13 protein-coding genes are annotated in these 14,690 nt (G+C 65.2%); 6 read left to right on the plus strand and 7 right to left on the minus strand.

Annotated elements, in window-relative coordinates; all coding sequences use genetic code 11:
• Window positions 1-72 precede the first annotated feature (72 nt).
• On the minus strand, window positions 73-2,304 hold the full coding sequence (gene purL / locus ACVWY5_RS22340) for a phosphoribosylformylglycinamidine synthase subunit PurL (protein ID WP_028336754.1): 2,232 nt from the start codon (window positions 2,302-2,304) through the stop codon (window positions 73-75).
• Between the two features lie 173 nt (window positions 2,305-2,477).
• On the opposite strand from purL, the gene ACVWY5_RS22345 reads away from it, so the two are divergent.
• Complete coding sequence (locus tag ACVWY5_RS22345; protein ID WP_028336753.1) at window positions 2,478-2,954, plus strand: PaaI family thioesterase; 477 nt, start codon at window positions 2,478-2,480, stop codon at window positions 2,952-2,954.
• A gap of 90 nt (window positions 2,955-3,044) precedes the next feature.
• On the opposite strand, the gene ACVWY5_RS22350 is transcribed toward ACVWY5_RS22345, so the two are convergent.
• Window positions 3,045-3,805 (minus strand): IS5 family transposase gene (locus ACVWY5_RS22350; protein WP_456671695.1). Its coding sequence is split into 2 segments (ribosomal slippage): window positions 3,045-3,478 and window positions 3,478-3,805, totalling 762 coding nucleotides; the frame shifts between segments, so codons are not numbered across the junction.
• A gap of 244 nt (window positions 3,806-4,049) precedes the next feature.
• Between ACVWY5_RS22350 and ACVWY5_RS22355 the strand changes: the two genes are divergently transcribed.
• Both ACVWY5_RS22355 and ACVWY5_RS22360 read left to right on the plus strand, forming a co-directional pair.
• On the plus strand, window positions 4,050-6,284 hold the full coding sequence (locus ACVWY5_RS22355; RefSeq protein WP_028337752.1) for an alkaline phosphatase family protein: 2,235 nt from the start codon (window positions 4,050-4,052) through the stop codon (window positions 6,282-6,284).
• A 261-nt stretch (window positions 6,285-6,545) separates the two neighbouring features.
• Window positions 6,546-7,514: a DMT family transporter gene (locus ACVWY5_RS22360; RefSeq protein WP_028337753.1), complete on the plus strand. Its 969-nt coding sequence runs from the start codon at window positions 6,546-6,548 to the stop codon at window positions 7,512-7,514.
• A gap of 218 nt (window positions 7,515-7,732) precedes the next feature.
• On the opposite strand, the gene ACVWY5_RS22365 is transcribed toward ACVWY5_RS22360, so the two are convergent.
• Genes ACVWY5_RS22365 through purC form a run of 4 tightly spaced genes read right to left on the minus strand, consistent with a single transcriptional unit; the run spans window position 7,733 to window position 10,437 of the window.
• The gene (locus ACVWY5_RS22365) at window positions 7,733-8,695 is read right to left on the minus strand and encodes a tripartite tricarboxylate transporter substrate-binding protein (RefSeq protein WP_028337754.1); all 963 of its coding nucleotides are present in this window, start codon (window positions 8,693-8,695) and stop codon (window positions 7,733-7,735) included.
• Between the two features lie 5 nt (window positions 8,696-8,700).
• Window positions 8,701-9,402 (minus strand): phosphoribosylformylglycinamidine synthase subunit PurQ, encoded by a 702-nt coding sequence (gene purQ, locus ACVWY5_RS22370; protein ID WP_028337755.1) that lies wholly within the window; start codon window positions 9,400-9,402, stop codon window positions 8,701-8,703.
• A gap of 12 nt (window positions 9,403-9,414) precedes the next feature.
• Window positions 9,415-9,654: a phosphoribosylformylglycinamidine synthase subunit PurS gene (gene purS, locus ACVWY5_RS22375; protein WP_026192985.1), complete on the minus strand. Its 240-nt coding sequence runs from the start codon at window positions 9,652-9,654 to the stop codon at window positions 9,415-9,417.
• A gap of 15 nt (window positions 9,655-9,669) precedes the next feature.
• Window positions 9,670-10,437, minus strand: a complete 768-nt coding sequence (gene purC, locus ACVWY5_RS22380; protein WP_016843454.1) for a phosphoribosylaminoimidazolesuccinocarboxamide synthase — start codon at window positions 10,435-10,437, stop codon at window positions 9,670-9,672.
• Between the two features lie 349 nt (window positions 10,438-10,786).
• Here purC and ACVWY5_RS22385 point away from each other — a divergent pair, with 349 nt between their 5' ends.
• On the plus strand, window positions 10,787-11,110 hold the full coding sequence (locus tag ACVWY5_RS22385; protein WP_028337756.1) for a DUF1476 domain-containing protein: 324 nt from the start codon (window positions 10,787-10,789) through the stop codon (window positions 11,108-11,110).
• A gap of 29 nt (window positions 11,111-11,139) precedes the next feature.
• Here ACVWY5_RS22385 and ACVWY5_RS22390 read toward each other — a convergent pair whose 3' ends face one another.
• The gene (locus ACVWY5_RS22390) at window positions 11,140-12,084 is read right to left on the minus strand and encodes a LysR family transcriptional regulator (protein ID WP_028337757.1); all 945 of its coding nucleotides are present in this window, start codon (window positions 12,082-12,084) and stop codon (window positions 11,140-11,142) included.
• A gap of 112 nt (window positions 12,085-12,196) precedes the next feature.
• Here ACVWY5_RS22390 and ACVWY5_RS22395 point away from each other — a divergent pair, with 112 nt between their 5' ends.
• Complete coding sequence (locus ACVWY5_RS22395) at window positions 12,197-13,009, plus strand: isocitrate lyase/PEP mutase family protein (RefSeq protein WP_028337758.1); 813 nt, start codon at window positions 12,197-12,199, stop codon at window positions 13,007-13,009.
• Between the two features lie 195 nt (window positions 13,010-13,204).
• Window positions 13,205-14,635 (plus strand): adenylosuccinate lyase, encoded by a 1,431-nt coding sequence (gene purB / locus ACVWY5_RS22400; protein ID WP_028337759.1) that lies wholly within the window; start codon window positions 13,205-13,207, stop codon window positions 14,633-14,635.
• Window positions 14,636-14,690: the final 55 nt, after the last annotated feature.

Consider the following 14,690-nt stretch of genomic DNA (forward strand, 5'->3'; position numbering starts at 1 on the left):
AAAAGCAATAGCGCGATGACGGAGTCATTGCGCTATTGAGATCGTTGCTTCGCAGCGCCTGATCCGTCCGGATCAGGCGGCGGTGCTGCGCATGTAGTTCGGCAGCCAGTGCTCGAAGGCGTGCGACAGGCTTTCGACCGCAACCGGCGACTCCCCAGCCACCGCAATCGCGTCGCCGCCGGTGGTACCGATACGCGCGCAAGGCACGCCGGCGCCCTTCATCTTGGCCAGTACGAGGCCTGCGTCGGCGGCCGGCACGGTGACGATGTAGCGGGCCTGATCCTCGCCGTACCAGTAGGCGTGCGGCACGATCGAGGACGGTGCGGCCAGGAGCTGCGCGCCGATGCCACTTGCGATCGCCATTTCGGCGAGCGCGATCAAAAGACCGCCGTCGGAGACGTCGTGCACCGCGGTCGCGGTGCCGGCGTGGATCATGCCGCGCACCACGTCGCCATTGCGCTTCTCGGCGGCGAGATCGACCGGCGGCGGAGCGCCCTCCTCGCGGCCGCAGACATCGCGCAGATAGACCGACTGGCCGAGCCAGCCCTGCGTGTCGCCAACCAAGAGGATCGCCTCGCCGGCCGCCTTGAACGCCAGGGTCGCGGACCTGGTGAAGTCGTCGAGCAGACCGACACCGCCGATCGAGGGCGTCGGCAGGATGCCGCGGCCGTTGGTCTCGTTGTAGAGCGAGACGTTGCCGGACACGACCGGGAAATCCAGCGTGCGGCAGGCCTCCGAAATGCCCTTCAGGCAGCCGACGAACTGGCCCATGATCTCGGGGCGTTCAGGATTGCCGAAGTTGAGATTGTCGGTGATCGCGAGCGGCCGGCCGCCGACCGCAGTGATGTTGCGCCAGGCTTCCGCGACCGCCTGCTTGCCGCCCTCGAACGGATCGGCCTCGCAATAGCGCGGCGTGACGTCGACGGTAAGCGCAAGGCCCTTCGGTCCGTCCTCGACGCGAACCACCGCGGCATCGCCGCCGGGGCGCTGCATGGTATTGCCGAGGATGACGTGGTCGTACTGCTCCCACACCCAGCGCTTCGAGCACAGCTCGGGCGTGCCGATCAGCTTTTCCAGCGCCTCCGCGATGCCGAGCGGCGGCTTGACGTCCTGGCCGCGGATCACCGGCAGCGCATTCGAGGCGACGTGCGGACGGTCATAGACCGGCGCCTCGTCGCCGAGCTCCTTGATCGGCAGATCGGCCATCACGTCGCCGGCATGCTTGACGACGAAGCGCTTGGTCGGCGTGGTGTAGCCGACGATGGCGAAATCGAGCCCCCATTTGCGGAAGATCGCCTCGGCCTCTTGCTCCTTCTCGGGCTTCAGCACCATCAGCATGCGCTCCTGACTCTCCGAGAGCATCATCTCGTAGGCGCTCATGCCGGTCTCGCGGGTCGGCACCGCGCTGAGGTCGAGCTCGACGCCGAGATCGCCCTTGGCGCCCATCTCGACCGCAGAGCAGGTCAGGCCCGCCGCGCCCATGTCCTGGATCGCGATCACGCAACCCTTTTCCATGATCTCGAGGCAGGCCTCCAGCAGCAGCTTCTCGGCGAAGGGATCGCCGACCTGCACGGTCGGGCGCTTCTCCTCGGAGGCGTCGTCGAATTCAGCCGAGGCCATCGAGGCGCCGTGGATGCCGTCGCGGCCGGTCTTGGAGCCGAGATAGACGATCGGCATGTTCACGCCGGAGGCCGCCGCGTAGAAGATCTTGTCGGCGTCGGCGAGGCCGACCGCCATCGCGTTGACCAGGATGTTGCCGTCGTAACGGGTGTGGAAACGAACCTGGCCGCCGACCGTCGGTACGCCGAAGGAATTGCCGTAGCCGCCGACGCCCGCGACCACGCCGGACACCAGATGCCGGGTCTTGGGGTGCTCGGGCGCACCGAAGCTCAGCGCGTTCAGGCAGGCGATCGGGCGTGCGCCCATGGTGAAGACATCGCGCAGGATGCCGCCGACGCCGGTGGTCGCGCCCTGGTAGGGCTCGATGTAGCTCGGGTGGTTGTGACTCTCCATCTTGAAGACCACGGCCTGCCCGTCGCCGATGTCGATCACGCCGGCATTCTCGCCGGGACCCTGGATCACCCAGGGGGCCTTGGTCGGCAGCCCGCGCAGATGGATGCGCGACGACTTGTACGAGCAATGCTCGTTCCACATCGCCGAGAAGATGCCGAGTTCGGTGAAGGTCGGAACCCGCCCGATCAGCTTCAGGATGCGCTCGTACTCGTCCGGCTTCAGCCCGTGGGCGGCGACGAGTTCGGGGGTGATTTGGGGCTCGTTCTTGGGGTCGTTCTTGGGCGCGTTCATGGGACCCTTAATAGGTAGATAGAACGGGGGCGAAAAGGCCTTTTAGGGCCCATTTCCGGCCTGTCCAGAGCTTTGCGGCAGCTGGCCGCGCCCCGGGATTTGGTCCCGGGATTTGCACAATGGGGATGGATCGGATTTAAGGACCCGAACCCGATAATTGAAGGCCATATTTCGTGAACGAGCTCGCCAAAACCGCATTCAACCGCCGCCCCGACCTGCACGTCGAAACCGAGGGCGAATTCGCCGGCTGGCGAACCTGGACCCGGGACAATTTCGAGACCCATACCGGCCCGTTCTACCACCGCATGGACGAGAACGGCCGCATCAGCTGCGCGTTCCGGGTCGGCAAGAAGCACCTCAACGGCTCCGGCAACGTCCATGGCGGCTGCTTCATGACCTTCGCTGATTACTGCCTGTTCGCGCTCGCCGGCTCGGTGCTGCAGGGCCCCGGCGTCACGGTGTCGTTCGCCTCGGAATTCCTCGACGCCGCCCGCGAGGGCGACCTGATCGAGTGCACCGGCGAGGTCACCCGCGCCGGCATGTCGCTGATCTTCGTGCGGGGCATGCTGACATCGGCGGAGCGGCCGCTGTTCACCTTCTCCGGCACCATCAAGCGGGTGAAGCGCAGGGCGGCGCAGGCAACGGCGTAAAGCGTGTGACGTCTGTGGACGCACGCCGTCATCCAGCCGTTACATCGGCACGGATTGAATCGACAGCACAGCTCTAGGTAGTATTGACACTTATCGCATCCATAGGACGATTGCAGCGAGCGTGACGATGGCTCGGTAATTTCGGGCGGTCTTTTCGAAGCGGGTTGCGACGCGACGGAACTGCTTGAGCTTGCTGAAGCAGCATTCCACGAGGTGGCGCTGGGCATAGAGATGCTTGTCGAGCGGATGTTTGAGGGCTCGCGAGGGGTTGTTGGGGATGACGGCGATCGCGCCTTTGGCTGCGATGGCCTGGCGCAAATGATCGGCGTCATAGGCTGCATCGGCCATGACGACCTCGGCGGGCAATCCCTCGATCAACGTGGCGGCTTGCGGGGCATCGCCCTTCTGGCCTGCGGTGAGGGTGAACCGCACGGGACATCCCAAACCTCGAACGGCCATATGTATCTTGGTGCTCAAGCCGCCGCGCGAGCGCCCGATCGCTTGATCTTCAGACCCCCTTTTTTTGCCCCGGCGTGCTGATGCGCCCGGACGATGGTGGAATCGACGATCAGATATTCGAAGTCCGGATCATCGGACATCGCCTCGAAGATCCGCAACCAGACACCCTTGGTGCTCCATCGACTGAAGCGCCGGAACACGCTGTTCCAATCCCCAAACGCCTCCGGAAGATCACGCCAGGGAGAGCCCGTGCGAACGATCCAGAGCACCCCTTCCACGAACATCCGGTTGTCGCGTCCGGTCGAACCTTTCTGGTCGGGCCGGCCAATGATGAGCGGCGCCATGCGCTCCCAAGCCGCGTCGCTCAACACCAAACGATCCATCACACCCAAGGCCGCCTCCCAAAAGAAGCCTTGAATCTGATTTGGCCTCAAAAGGGAATCCCTAGAGTCCACACCGCCTAGCGCGTTGTGTTCACGCGCGTTCTTCGCGTGAGGCAATACGAACTGCGGTTGTGACGCATCGACGCACTGTCGTTGCGTCGTCGCGCCCGCGTCACATGCCCGTCAGCCAAGCCCCCGAAGATTGCTCGACGTTTCCGTTTGTGCATTCGCGCAGCGATGTTGGGGCATTCTCATGAAATTGAAGACTTTCGTTTCCGTCACATCGGCGATGTCGCTTGTCGCGTCGCTGGCATGGACTGCAACTCCGGCACGCGCCGGTCAGGACGGCGACAATGGCGATCGCGGCTTCGGCGATTCTCGCGGTCACGATGCCGATCAGGATCAGGACCATGACGGTGGTCATCACGGCCGCAAGCCGCGCGTGGTGATGATCTCGCTCGACGGTGCCAAGCCCGATTTCATCCAGAAGTTCATCGAGGAGGGCGTGCTGCCGCGCGACGGCGGCCTCGCCCGGCTCAGCCGGCGCGGCGCAGTGGCGTTGCAGAACGTGACGGCGTCACCGTCGCTCACCGCGGTGTCTCATATTGCCATCGCGACCGGTTCGACGGCAGTCCACAACGACATCCCCTCGAACACGTTCGAGCCGATCGTCGGGCCGATCTCCGGCAGCATCAGCGGCTTTGCGGCGCCGATCGGCGGCTACAGCGAGAATCCGCTCGGGCCATCGCCGCACCCGACGGCGGTGCCGTTGTGGGTGCAGCTGCGCCAGCAGGGCAAGAAGGTCGTCACGGCGACCTGGCCCGGCGGCGACGGCGCCGACATCTCCATCAACAAGACCGTGGTGCAGCCGGCCCAGCCGACCCGCATCACCGACTTCACGGTCCCGTTCGGCGCGTTCGGCGGCATCGGGGCCCAGGGCTTCTCGCTGTCGCGAGGCGACTTCACGGCCGACCCGAGCATCGTGACGGCGCTGCAGGCTGCCGGCCATTTCTCGTTCAGCCCGGTGCTGGTGACCTCCGCACCGATCGAGACGTTCTCCTGCTCGGCCGCGGCAACCGCGACCTGCACCAACGCCTCGACGCTCGACGTCAAGTATTCGATCCGCGTGGCCGCGATCGACACCACCAACGATCGCAAGGTGAACTACGACACGCTGGTGTTCTTCGATGCCAACCGCGGCATCACCGCAGGCCCGTTCCACGCGCCGTCGACCGGACCGGCCTATGTCAAGTTCGGCGGCGAGAACGCACCGTTCTTCTTTGAAGGCAGCGGGGCGAAGGTTGGTGCCGCGTACTTCGTCTCTGCGCTGTCTCCCGATCTCTCGGTGGTGCGCTTCGCCCGCTACGGCGCCAACTACATCCCGCGCAACACGCCTGTTCTCGCCGACGTCGACGACATCAACAACAACATCGGGTTCTGGCGTCCGCAGGCCGACTTCCGTATTCCGGAACGGCTGAGCCCGGGCTTCACCAATTTCCCCGACGTCGAGATCGAGACGATGTTCGAGGACATGGTGAAGACCTTCGTGCGCTACCAGGCCAATATCGGCGAGCGCGCGATCAAGACCCATCCGGACGCCGACCTCGTCATGGTCTATATCGAGCAGCCCGACGGCTCCGAACACCAGTTCCTGCTGACCGATCCCCGCCAGGGCACCAACCCGACCGACCCGAATTCGATCGGCGCCAACCAGGATGCCGCCAAGGTCAAGCGCTACGCGTCCTACATCCGTTTCGCCTACCAGACGGCCGACAAGGCGGTGAAGCAGATCGCCGATGCGGCGGGCCGCGACAGCAACGTGATCGTGGTGTCGGACCACGGCTTCGCGCCGTTCCACACCTCGGTCAATCTCACCAACATCCTGCGCAACGCCGGTATCGACACCAGCAAGGTCGGGATCCGCACCTCCGGTCCCGCCGCCGACATCTACGTCAACCTGCAGAACCGCGAGCTCGGCGGCACCGTTGATCTGGCGACCTACCGCACACTGGTGGCGCAGATCACCGACGCGGTGAAGAACGCGATCGATCCCAATGCCCGCTTCAACTACTCACTCAAGGACCAGCGCATCTTCACCGTCGTCGAGACCCGGCCGCTGCAATGCGACGCCGGAACCGGACAATGCATCAGCAAGACCATCGGCCAGGACTATGGCGACGTGTTCGCGCTGATGGCGCCCGGCTACAATTTCGACGGCATCCAGAACCCCGGCGTCGCGCGCCAGGGCGACGCGCCGTTCAACGCGGCAACCACCATGCTGTCGATGCCGAACTTCTATGGCGCCCACGGTCACGACCCGGAGCTTTCCGTGATGAGCGCGACGTTCATCGCCGCGGGGCCGCAGATCCGCAAGGACACCGTGGTGCGGCACATGCGCAATATCGACGTGGCGCCGACCATCATGCGGATCCTCGGCTCGGCACCGCAGCAGGTCGACGGCGAGGTGCTGGGCCAGGTGCTGCGCTAGGATTCCGGGCAAATTCCGCGCGACGGACGCACACCGGCGTCCGTCGCTTTCTCCATGCTTGCACATATCCGGCGCGGGATTGCGCGCCTGATCCGTCGCCCCTAGCCTTTCGCCCCACCACCAAGCTACATTCGCTCCATCGCGCGCCAATGCGCGAAGGGAGCCAATCAAGGTGCCGCAGAGCACAGCCAGAGAATCATCCGGAAAAGTTCGAAGCGGTTTCCTCTCGCGACAAACGCGGAACGCGTTGACGCGGAGATCATGCTCAAGCAAAGAGCCAGGACGGGCGTGACGGCTCCCGCGAAAGTGCCCACTCCGTCGGTGCCGGGCGCGCGCGGCTGGCGCGACTACGCGCTGCTGCTGGCGCTGGCCTGCTGCTGGAGCTCGACCTACCCGCTGACCAAGATCGGGCTCGGCTCGATCCCGCCGGTCACCTTCATTTCCGCGCGCTCGCTGGTGGCCGCCGCCTTCCTGCTCATCGTGCTGCGCATTCGCGGCATCCGCATCCCGACCGACCTCAAGGCCTGGAAGCTGTTCGCCTTCCAGCAGACCATCAACTCCACGATCCCGTTTTTGGTGATCACCTGGGCGCAGCTTTACGTGCCGGCATCCAACACCGTGGTGCTGGCCTCGACGACGCCGATCTTCGCCTTCCTCATCACCTGGGCGATCACGCGGCACGAGCCGGCCTCGCTGCTCAAGCTGGTCGGCGCGATCCTCGGCCTCGCCGGCACGGTCGCGATCATCGGCCTCGACGCGCTTTCGGGCTTCGGCAAGGAGATCGTCGCCGAGATCGCGATCCTGCTCGCCACCGTCTCGTTCGCCTGCGCCACGATCTTCGGGCTTCGGCTGTCGGATTACGATCCGATGGTGGTCGCCGCGGGCTCGCTGTTGTTCGGCGGCACCGTGCTGCTGCCGGTCGCGCTGATCGTCGACCATCCCTGGACGCTGCACCCGACGCCGCAGGCGCTGGTCGCCACGGTCACGATGGGCATATTCTCCAGCGCGTTCGGCCTGATGCTGTTCTACATGTGCCTGACCCGGCTCGGCACGCTCACAACCAATGCGCAGGGCTATTTGCGTATTCCGATCGGCGTTGCGCTGTCGGTGATCCTGCTCGGGGAATCCGTGCCGTCGAATCTCGCGCTCGGCCTCTTGCTTGTGATGGCCGGCGTCGCCGCGATGACGGTACCGGCCGAGGCCGTGAAGCGTTGGCTCAGGCGGCTGTGAGCACCATAGCAGTCTCAGCAAGCCACGTCATTCCGGGGCGATGCACTAAAGCATGATCCGGAAAAGTGCGAAGCGGTTTTCCGAAAAGATCATGCTCAAACAAAGAGCTAAGGCGCGATGACGATTCAACCTAATCTCATCGCGCTTTAGCATCGAACCCGGAATCTCGAGATTCCGGGTTCGCGTCTAACGGCGCGCCCCGGAATGACCAACAAGAATTACTTCTTGTCGTCCGCCAGCAGGGCGCGGTATTTCGCGACGTCGCGGGTCACGAGCTGCTGCAGCACTTCGGGCGCGAGCTCGTTGGCGTCGGGGGCGACGGTCGACAGGTCGGCGAAACGCTTCTTCACCGCCTCGCTCGCAACCGCGGTGCGCACGGCGGCGTTGAGCTTGGCGATGATCTCGGGCGGAGTGCCCTTGGGGGCGAACAGGCCATTCCAGCCTTGCGCCTCGAATTCGGGCAGTCCGGCCTCGGCCGAGGTCGGCAGTTCGGGAAGCGACGCAAGCCGTACCGTCGAGCCGACCACCACCGCCTTCACCAATTTGTCGTCGATCGCCTGCGACACCGAGGCTGCGGCATCGCAGACCCCGTCGATCTGGCTGCCGATCGCGTCCGTCAGCGCCAGCGCCGCGCCGCGATAGCCGACCAGCTGCACGTCGATGCCGGCGGCATGCACGAAACTCTTGCAGATCAGGTAATTCGAGGAGCCGACGCCGGCATGGCCGAGATTGACCTTGCCCGGGTTCTTCCTGGCGTAGTCGATGAATTCCTTGAGGTCCTTGGCCGGAAAATCCTTGCGCAGCGCGACGATGCCGAAGGTCTTGGCGACCACGGCGATCGGGGTAAAGGAGTCAGGCGTGAACGACAACTTCGGATAGATCGTGTAGGTCGCGGCGTTGGTGCCGGCATTGCCGATCGCGATGGTGTAGCCGTCCGGCTCGGCGCGCGCGGCGCGGGCGAGTGCGGTCGAGCCGCCGGCGCCGCCGACATTCTCGATGATGATGCTCTGGCCGAGCGCAGCGCTCATCTGGTCGGCCACCGCGCGGGCGATGACGTCGGAGGTGCCGCCTGCCGTGAACGGCACGATCATCGTGATCGGACGCTTCGGGAAGTCCTGGGCGTAGGCCGACGTCGCAAGCAGAAGCGCCGCAGCCGCGGCAACGCACCACCGCCGCAGCATGATCGTTACGCCGCCTTTTCGAACTGCTGGACCAGGCCTGCGAACAGGCCGCGGCCGTCGGTGCAGCCCATGATCTCTTCGACGTGGTTTTCCGGATGCGGCATCATGCCGAGCACGTTGCCGCGCTCATTGACGATGCCGGCGATCGAATGCGCAGCGCCGTTCAGATTGGAGGCCTCGTCGACCACGCCCTCCGGCGAGCAGTAGCGGTACAGCACCCGCCCGTCGCCTTCGAGCCGCTTCAGCGTCTCTTCGTCCGCCTCGTAATTGCCCTCGCCGTGGGCCACCGGCACGCGGATCACCTGGCCGGCATTGTAGCCGCGGGTGAATGGGGTGTCGGAGCGCTCGACGCGCATATGCACGTCGCGGCAGATGAACTTCAGCCCGGCATTGCGCATCAGCACGCCCGGCAACAGCCCGGACTCGCAGAGGATCTGGAAGCCGTTGCAGACGCCGAGCACGAGCCCGCCCCTGGCGGCGAAGTCGCGCACCGCGTCCATCACCGGCGCGCGCGCCGCGATCGCGCCGCAGCGCAGGTAATCGCCGTAGGAGAAGCCGCCGGGCACCACCACGAGGTCGGTGCCTTTGGGCAGCGCAGTTTCGGCATGCCAGACCATCGCGGTCTCATTGCCGGATGCGAGCTTGAGCGCGCGCGCCATATCGCGCTCGCGGTTGATGCCGGGGAAGACGAGGACGGCTGATTTCATGTGCGATGCGGCCTAGAGCAGTTCGACCCGATAGTTCTCGATCACGGTATTCGCCAGGAGCTTGTCGGCGGCGGCCTTCAGCGCCGCCTCCGCCTTGGCCTTGTCGGTCGCGGCGAGCTCGATGTCGAACACCTTGCCCTGGCGAACGCTGGCGACGCCATCGACGCCGAGCGATTTCAGCGCACCCTCGATCGCCTTGCCCTGCGGATCGAGGATGCCCGACTTCAATGTCACAGTCACACGTGCCTTCACGGTCGTCCCTTCAGCTTAACTCTTCACCAGCACCGGGCCGCTGCCGGCCGGCCGCTCGTTTTCAATCAGAATGCCGAGCCGCTTCGCGACCTCGGTATAGGCCTCGAGCAGGCCACCCAGATCCCTGCGGAAACGGTCCTTGTCGAGCTTCTCGTTCGACTTGATGTCCCACAGCCGGCAGGAGTCCGGCGATATCTCGTCGGCGACGATGATCCGCATCATCTCGTTCTCGAACAGCCGTCCGCACTCCATCTTGAAGTCGACGAGGCGGATGCCGATACCGAGGAAGAGGCCGGTCAGGAAGTCGTTGACGCGGATGGCCAGCGCCATGATGTCGTCGATCTCCTGGGGCGTCGCCCAGCCGAAGGCGGTGATGTGCTCTTCCGACACCATGGGGTCGTTGAGCTGGTCGTTCTTGTAATAGAACTCGATGATCGAGCGCGGCAGCTGGGTGCCCTCCTCGATCCCGAGCCGCTGCGACAGCGAGCCGGCGGCGACGTTCCGCACCACCACCTCGAGCGGCACGATCTCGACCTCGCGAATCAGCTGCTCGCGCATGTTGAGGCGGCGGATGAAGTGGGTCGGCACCCCGATGTCGTTGAGGTGCTGAAACAGGTACTCCGAAATCCGGTTGTTGAGGACGCCCTTGCCCTCGATCACCTGGTGTTTCTTGGCGTTGAACGCGGTCGCGTCGTCCTTGAAGTGCTGGATCAGGGTTCCCGGCTCGGGGCCTTCGTAAAGCACCTTGGCCTTGCCTTCATAAATACGGCGTCGACGGCTCATTGGGATGTACCGTGTTTTGTTGAAATCCATGGATTTGGGTGCTCCGGATGACTTGGGGTTACGACCCACGACGGAGCTGCCGCGGAGGCCTGGAACCTGGGCAATCCAACTGGAAACAGAACAAGAACCATGCCTGTTGGCAACCTATCCGATTGGCCCATCCAGCACAATCGATAGTGCCCCCTTGAGGGCACTTATACCGCCCTATCATAAAGGGCCGATTCCGCCAGTTTTGCCTGCGGCTTAACGGCTCGTTGTCTTGCCGATTCCTCCCACCTATTTAGGCAGGCATCGGGGCTGCCGCAACGCGCGGCGGCCCTCATTCAGCAAGGGAATTGGAACTTCAGCCATGAGCGAATTCAACAAGCGCGAGGAAGGTTTCGAGAAGAAGTTCGCCCTCGACGAGGAGCAGAAGTTCAAGGCTGAAGCCCGCCGGAACAAGCTGCTCGGCCTGTGGGCCGCCGAGAAGCTCGGCATCACGGGCGATGCCGCCAGCGCCTATGCCAAGGAAGTAGTCGCCGCCGACTTCGAGGAAGCGGGCGACAACGACGTGCTGCACAAGGTTCTGAAGGACCTCACCGCCAAGGGGCAGGCCGCCACCGAGCGCGATATCCGCGCCAAGATGGACGAGCTGCTGGCGGTGGCCGCGGCGCAGGTGAAGGCGGGAAGCTGAGTTCCCCGGACACCCTACCGAGTCGACTTTTACGCGCGCCGGACACTGTTCCGGCGCGACGTGTTTGTGCCCCGCGTCTTGGTGAAATCGGCACGGAGGATGTCGAGCAGGCGGCGTGAGGCGGCGCTGAGGAAACCGCCATGCCGCGTCACGGCGACGACCTCGTGACTTGCGGCGAGATCGCCGACGCGGATCGTCGCGATCCTGGAGCTACCCAATTCCTCCGCTGCATTGCTTTGTGACAGCAGCGCGATCCCGAGCCCGGCCTCGACCAGGCGCTTCTGCGCCGTCAGGCTGTCGACCGGCGTCCAGGCGACCTCGCCGAGCCCGTGCGTCAGGAACAGGGCGAAGACGTGCGATGCGGTGATTTCGCGGCGTCCCGGCACCTCCGGGAAGGCGATCCACCGCTCATCCCTGAGATCGGCAAGCTTGCCGACCCGGCGTCCCGCCAGCGGATGGTCCGGCGCGCAGACCACCCCGAGCGGCTCTGCAAACAGCACCTCGCAATCGAGGTCGCGCGAGCGGTCGCGGTCGTAACGCAACCCGATCGTCGCCTCGCCGCGCCGGATCAGGTCGCTGACCTCGGCGCTGGTGGCGGTGCGCAGCGTCAGCGCAACGTCCGGGTGCCGGCGGGCAAAGCGCTTCAACACGTTCGAGAGCCGCTCGCCGGCGAGCGTGCCGGTCACCGCCAGCGCCACCGGGCCGGAATTGTCGCGCAGCAGCGCGCGCACCGCGTTTTCCGCATCCTGCGCCGCCGCCACCGCGCGTTCGGCATAGGGCACCATCACCCGCCCGGCATCGCTCAGCCGCGTCTTGCCCGCGATCCGCTCGAACAGGGGCACGCCGAGCTCCTGCTCGAGCAGCGCGATGCGCCGCGAAATCGCCGGCTGCGAGCGGTGTAGCGCCTTGGCGGCATGCGAGATCCCGCCGCGCCGATGCACCACCAGGAACGTGTTGAGCGCGTCGCTGTCCATCGCTCTCCTCATGCAAAAAGCTGATGATATCGAAAGAAATAACAAATTTGTCTGATGGGCGAAACCGCCCTATCGCTGCTTTCAGTCGCTTTTGACAACAGCAGGAGTTCACATGCGCACCCAGGCGGACAAGGCAGCACGGTTTCGCGAGCTGCATCAGCGGCCCGGCGCCTTCATCATTCCAAATCCGTGGGACGCCGGGACGGCGAAGCTGCTCGCATCGATGGGTTTCGAGGCGCTGGCGACCACCAGCCTCGGGCTCGCCAACACGCTCGGCCGTTCGACCGTCAGCCTCGACGAGATCATCGAGAATTGCCGGGTGATCGCCGAGGCCACCGACCTGCCCGTCAATGCCGATCTGGAAAAATGCGGCGCCGACATGCCGAAGCTCGCGGCCGAGGCGATCCGCTTCGCCGCCGAGGCCGGCGCGGTCGGCGGCTCGATCGAGGACTCGACCGGCGACCCGCAGCGCCCGATCTATGACTTCTCGCTGGCGGTCGAGCGGGTCCAGGCGGCGGTTGAAGCCGCACGGGCGCTGCCCTTCCCGTTCACGCTGACGGCGCGGGCGGAAAACTTCCTGCACGGCCGCAAGGACCTCGACGACACCATCAAGCGGCTGCAGGCGTTCGAGGCCGCCGGCGCCGACGTGCTGTATTCGCCGGGCCTCTACGATCTCGCCACCATCCAGGCCGTGGTGTCGTCGATCAACAAGCCGTTCAACCTGGTAATGGGCTATGCCGATCCGACCTTGACGGTCGAGCAGCTGTCGGCCGCCGGCGTCAAGCGCATCAGCGTCGGCGGCGCGATGCAGCGCCACGCGCTGGCTGCGTTCCTGCGCTGTGCCCGCGAGATGAAGGACAACGGCGCGTTCAGCTTCGTCCGCGACATGGCGCCGGTGAAGGAGGTCCGCGCGGCATTCAACTGATCGCCCCCTCATGCGTGGTGCGCCGCCGGCCAGCGCGGCGCATGCCTGCGCCGCCCCGGATTGCCTGAGGCGGCGCCTTCTAGAATCTGGTATGCTGGCGCCAGCACCGCAAGCCCGGCCGGGGCGTTATCAGACCTGACGATTCATCGCAGGTCGCGGCTTGCAGCCAGCCTCCGGCAATGCCAAGAGAGCGGGATGTCCCAAGATCACATTTCCAACGTCCTCGCCGAACGTTACGCCTCGCCCGCCATGCGCGCCATCTGGAGTGGCGAAGGCAAGGTCCGCCTCGAACGCGACTACTGGATCGCCGTGCTGAAGGCCCAGCGCGATCTCGGCATCGCGGTGCCGGATGGCGTGATCGAAAGCTACGAGCGCGTCAAGGACCAGATCAACCTGGCCTCCATCATGAAGCGGGAGCGCGTCACCCGCCACGACGTCAAGGCGCGCATCGAGGAGTTCTGCGAGCTCGCCGGTCACGAGCACCTGCACAAGGGCATGACCAGCCGCGACCTCACCGAGAACGTCGAGCAATTGCAGGTCTACCGCGCGCTGCAGCTCATCGAGACCAAGAGCATCGCCGCGCTCATCCGCTTTGCGACGCGCGCGACGCAATTGCGCGACGTCCCGTTCACCGCGCGCACCCACAACGTGGCCGCGCAGGTCACCACGCTCGGCAAGCGCATCGCCATGTCCGGCGAGGAGATGCTGCTGGCGCATCAGAGCCTGGTCAATGTGCTGCAAACCTATCCCGCGCGCGGCCTGAAGGGCGCGGTGGGCACCCGTCTCGACCAGATCACGCTGTTCAATGGCGATGCCGGCAAGGCGCGCGCGCTCGAGCAGCGCGTCCTCGTCCACCTCGGCCTGCCGAAGGCGCTCGACGCCGTCGGCCAGGTGTATCCGCGCAGCCTCGACTTCCGTGCGGTCAGCGTGCTCACCGAGCTCGCCAGCGGACCCGGCAATTTCGCCAAGACCATCCGCCTGATGGCAGGCCATGAACTCGCCAGCGAAGGTTTTGCCAAGGGCCAGGTCGGCTCCTCGGCAATGCCGCACAAGATGAACAGCCGCTCCTGCGAGCGCATCAACGGCCTGCATGTGATCCTGAAGGGCTATCTAGCGATGGCCGCCGGCCTTGCCGGCGATCAGTGGAACGAAGGCGACGTCTCCTGCTCGGTCGTCCGCCGCGTCATGCTGCCCGATGCCTTCCTCGCCATGGATGGCCTGCTCGAAACCCTGCTCACGGTGCTTGACCAGATGGAGGTGTTCAAAGCCGTGGTCGAGACCGAGCTCAACCGCTATCTGCCCTTCCTGCTGACCACCACGGTGATGATGGAAGCGGTCAAGAAGGGCGCGGGCCGTGAAGGCGCCCACGAGGCGATCAAGGAGCATGCCGTCGCAGCCATCGGCGACCTGCGCACCGGCAAGATCGTGCAGAACGATCTGCTGCAGCGCCTCGCCGCCGACAAGCGTCTTGGCCTGAGCGCAGCCGAGTTGCAGCACGTGCTCGACCAGGGCCGCGCCAACTCCGGCGACGCCGGCGCCCAGGTCGATTTCTTCGCCGAGCAGGTCGAGGCCCTGGCCAAGGCCAAGCCTGAGGCGGCGCGCTACAACCCGGGCACGATCCTGTAGCGAATGGTGAGGTGCGAATAGCGAATGGGCAAGAATCCATTCGCTGCTCGCCATT

Source organism: Bradyrhizobium sp. USDA 3256 (genome assembly GCF_054058275.1).

Coding starts and splice junctions, on each gene's coding strand:
- purL (WP_028336754.1), bottom strand. CDS start 2,304: ATGAACGCGCCCAAGAACGACCCCAAGAACGAGCCCCAAATCACCCCC.
- ACVWY5_RS22355 (WP_028337752.1), top strand. CDS start 4,050: ATGAAATTGAAGACTTTCGTTTCCGTCACATCGGCGATGTCGCTTGTC.
- ACVWY5_RS22360 (WP_028337753.1), top strand. CDS start 6,546: ATGCTCAAGCAAAGAGCCAGGACGGGCGTGACGGCTCCCGCGAAAGTG.
- ACVWY5_RS22365 (WP_028337754.1), bottom strand. CDS start 8,695: ATGCTGCGGCGGTGGTGCGTTGCCGCGGCTGCGGCGCTTCTGCTTGCG.
- purQ (WP_028337755.1), bottom strand. CDS start 9,402: ATGAAATCAGCCGTCCTCGTCTTCCCCGGCATCAACCGCGAGCGCGAT.
- purC (WP_016843454.1), bottom strand. CDS start 10,437: ATGAGCCGTCGACGCCGTATTTATGAAGGCAAGGCCAAGGTGCTTTAC.
- ACVWY5_RS22385 (WP_028337756.1), top strand. CDS start 10,787: ATGAGCGAATTCAACAAGCGCGAGGAAGGTTTCGAGAAGAAGTTCGCC.
- ACVWY5_RS22390 (WP_028337757.1), bottom strand. CDS start 12,084: ATGGACAGCGACGCGCTCAACACGTTCCTGGTGGTGCATCGGCGCGGC.
- ACVWY5_RS22395 (WP_028337758.1), top strand. CDS start 12,197: ATGCGCACCCAGGCGGACAAGGCAGCACGGTTTCGCGAGCTGCATCAG.
- purB (WP_028337759.1), top strand. CDS start 13,205: ATGTCCCAAGATCACATTTCCAACGTCCTCGCCGAACGTTACGCCTCG.